The organism is Halomonas sp. KM-1 (assembly GCF_000246875.1).
GTDB lineage: Bacteria > Pseudomonadota > Gammaproteobacteria > Pseudomonadales > Halomonadaceae > Halomonas > Halomonas aerodenitrificans.
Genome location: NZ_BAEU01000116.1, coordinates 1 through 2,992, shown reverse-complemented (window position 1 = coordinate 2,992; position 2,992 = coordinate 1). Strand labels below are relative to the sequence as shown.

Genomic DNA, 2,992 nt, shown 5'->3' with positions numbered 1-2,992 from the left:
ACGCTCGCCGTTGAGCCGCTCACGCTCGCCGCGGGCGATCTCGAAAGCTCCGAGCGCCTCATCGCGACGCCGGGTCAGCTCGTCGAGGGACTCGGCCAGCTCGGCCTCGCGCTCCTGTTTCTCCTCGAGCCGCTCGGCCGGTGCCAGATCGGGACACTCGCGGCGGTAGGCATCGTGCCAGGCGGCGACCTGCTTGAGCTCGCCGACACGGCCCAGGTGCGCGTTGAGGGCACGGCGAGCGTTCGAGGCCTGGGCCTTGGCCGCTTCGGCGCTGGCTTCGGGGGTTTCCAGCTCGGCCTCGCTGAACAGCCCCTCGGCCAGCGCCTGGGTGTAGAAGCTCTGGTTGTCGACGAAGTCGCGCTGTTGGGACTCCAGCCGCTCGCGCTCGTGCTCCAGGTCGTCGCGACGCTCGTCGAGTTCGGCCAGCTCGCGGGTCAGCTCCTCGAGATAGACCCCGTCGCCGATCACTTCCTCGCGGAAGCGGTTGCCATCGGCGGCCTCGAAGGCATCGGCGCCCTCGTCCAGCGCACTCAGGGCACGGTCGCGGGCCGTGTCGTCGGCCAGGGCGTGGCTTTCGGCCAGCCACTCGCGGGCAGCCTTGAAGCTGACGTGGCCGACGTCGCGGTTGAGCGGCCACTCGGCCTGGGGCAGATGAATCAGCCGCCGGTGCACGTCGACCCGGGCGCCGCGCTCGGAGAGCGCCTGACGCACGGCCCGCTCGGAAAGACCAGAGAGCGTTGCCAGCAGCGAGGTGGAGACCCGCGGCCGCGAGGTATCGCCGGCGATCCAGGCGAAGCCATCCAGCGGAGCGGCCCCGCGCTCGTCGGCGGCGTCCTCAGTGCCCTCTTCAGAAGCGGCACGCGGCAGGCCGGGCAGGCCCAGCAGCGCCTGGCCGCCCAGCAAGGCTTCGCTGGCCGCCAAGTCCTGGTCGAGCTCCATCAGGCGGGCGCGGGCGTCTCGCAGCGACTCGCCCTGCTCGCGCAGCTCGGCCAGGCGCACCACCTTGTCGCTGGCGCGGCGCTGGTCGCTCTCGGCTTCCTCCAGGCGATGGCGCAGCTCGGTGATGTTGGTGCCGGAGTTGAGGATCACCTCCTCGATCAGCTCCTCGCTCTCGTCGGTCTCGCCGCGGGTGGCGCCGGAGAGGATCTCGGGAGCCAGCACCTCGAAGAAGAACGCCTGGTCGGCCTTCTCGCCGGCGCGGGGCTTGATGGCGTTGAAGATCTGGCTCTTGTCGGCGCCGCCCTCCTTCTGGAAGGCGGCGAGCTGGGCCAGCTCGCGACGGGAGACGTGAGCCCCCACCGCCTCCAGCCACTCCTCGCGGTTGTGGGTCAGGCGCACGTTGCGCTCGGCCATGGCCGCCTTGACGTCGCGGTTGGCGTAGAGCGCCAGCTTGCCGTCGAGGGTCTGGTGGTGCACCGGCACGTCTTCGAGGCGCCCGGCATAGTGGTAGAAGGAGAGCCCGCTGCCGTCGCTGTAGCCGTAGAAGCCGAACACGAAGGTCTCGCCGGCCACCTCCTCGCCGACGGCGGCCAGCATGTCGTCCTGGCGCTCGAGCCCGCTGCGCGAGCGGAACTCGACGCGCAGGTGGCTCCAGCTACGTGCCGTGCCGCCCACCGACGAGGGCGAGCACTTGCGCCGGGTGCGCGAGAGCAGCGTGCGGTCCCGCGACAGCAGGCCGATCAGAGCCTCGGAGAGCGTGGTCTTGCCGAAGCCGTTCTCCATGCTAATGGCGCTCGACTGGCCGCGCAGATCGAGCAGCACGTGACGCATCTTGGCGTCCCAGGGCGAGGCCACGTCGCCGTGCTTGTTGAGCAGGTTGGCGACCTCGATGCGGTTGATCACGCTCATGCCTGGGTCTCCTCGTGCTCGTCGATGACGGCCTCGTGTTCTTCGTCCCGATAGCGGCCCTGGGCACGCCCCTGTGCCAGCGCATGCAGATGGCCGAGCTGATGAATGCCGATCTGCTCGCTCTCCAGCGCCCCAAGCAGGGTCTGCTGCCACACCTCGCCGACGCTCTCCTCGGTGCCGGCACTCGCTTCGGCATCGCGCAGGCTTTCGAGCAGCCCGGCGCGCACCTGCAGATCGATGAAGGCACGCACCCGGCGGCTGATGTCCTCGCCGCGCTCCTCCAGCAGCACGCGGCTGGTCTCGGGGGCCTCTTCGCCCAGGCTGCGCAGCGTCTCCAACTGGTCGCGCATCAGCTCGACCAGCTCGGCCCCGGCGAAGGTCGCCTCCTGATAGCGGCTGACGTCGGAGAGCGCGCGGTTGTAGCGGGTGTAGAGCAGCGTATGCATCAGCAGCCACAGCTGCAGGTACCACTGGGCCAGCTCGGCGCGGCTCTCCTGGCGCAGCTTGAGCGCCTCGAACACCGGCTCGCGGGTGTAGAGCGGCGGCTGTTCCAGCTCCGGGTCGGGCAGCAGCGCGTAGTAGCGCGAGCCGGGTGCGATGCCGGGGTAGTCGCCGGATTCAAAGGCTTTGAGCCGCAGGCCCTGGCCGGCGAGGAAGTCCCGCAGCGCCTCGCGCTCGGCCTCGCTGGCGTCGTCGATCAGCGCGCAGACGTCGCGCTCGGAGAGCTGGCCCTCGCGGGCGGCACGGCGCTTGCGGCCGCCGCCCGGGGTGCGTTCGGCGCTGCGGTAGCGCAGCAGGTAGGCGACCACTTCGCCCATCTCGGTCATGTTCATACGTGCTGTTCCTGAAAGAAGCCGAGAGAGGGCGTCACGGCCCCCTCAATGCGGCGGCCGTCGTCGAGTTCGAGCTCGAACGGCGTCGCGTCGATACCCACCGTCAGCCCCGGAGCCAGCAATTCGGTATCAACGAAGGTGTTGAGCAGTTGGGCCAGGCAGTCGCCCTCTTCGAAGCGGTGCCAGCCCTCGGTCAGCGCTTCGGGCAGCGACAGCGGCGCACGGCGGAGACGCTGGCGAAGTGCCGGCCCCCGCGCTTCGAGGAAGCGTGCCAGCAGCGGGTCCTCCGGCGCCGCGTCACGCGCTCGCGA

The 2,992-nt window shown here is 70.3% G+C and carries 1 protein-coding gene and 2 pseudogenes; all 3 read right to left on the bottom strand.

Annotated elements, in window-relative coordinates; translation table 11 throughout:
- Positions 1-1,848, bottom strand: a pseudogene (locus B8115_RS13050) (hypothetical protein); the annotation flags it as partial.
- Complete coding sequence (locus tag B8115_RS13045; RefSeq protein WP_010628253.1) at positions 1,845-2,681, bottom strand: hypothetical protein; 837 nt, start codon at positions 2,679-2,681, stop codon at positions 1,845-1,847. The pseudogene B8115_RS13050 and the gene B8115_RS13045, both read right to left, overlap by 4 nt.
- Positions 2,678-2,992: pseudogene (locus B8115_RS13040) on the bottom strand (hypothetical protein); the annotation flags it as partial. The pseudogene B8115_RS13040 and the gene B8115_RS13045, both read right to left, overlap by 4 nt.

Bases quoted from the DNA above. Each gene is read 5' to 3' on its own strand.
- B8115_RS13045 (WP_010628253.1), bottom strand. From the start codon at position 2,681: ATGAACATGACCGAGATGGGCGAAGTGGTCGCCTACCTGCTGCGCTAC.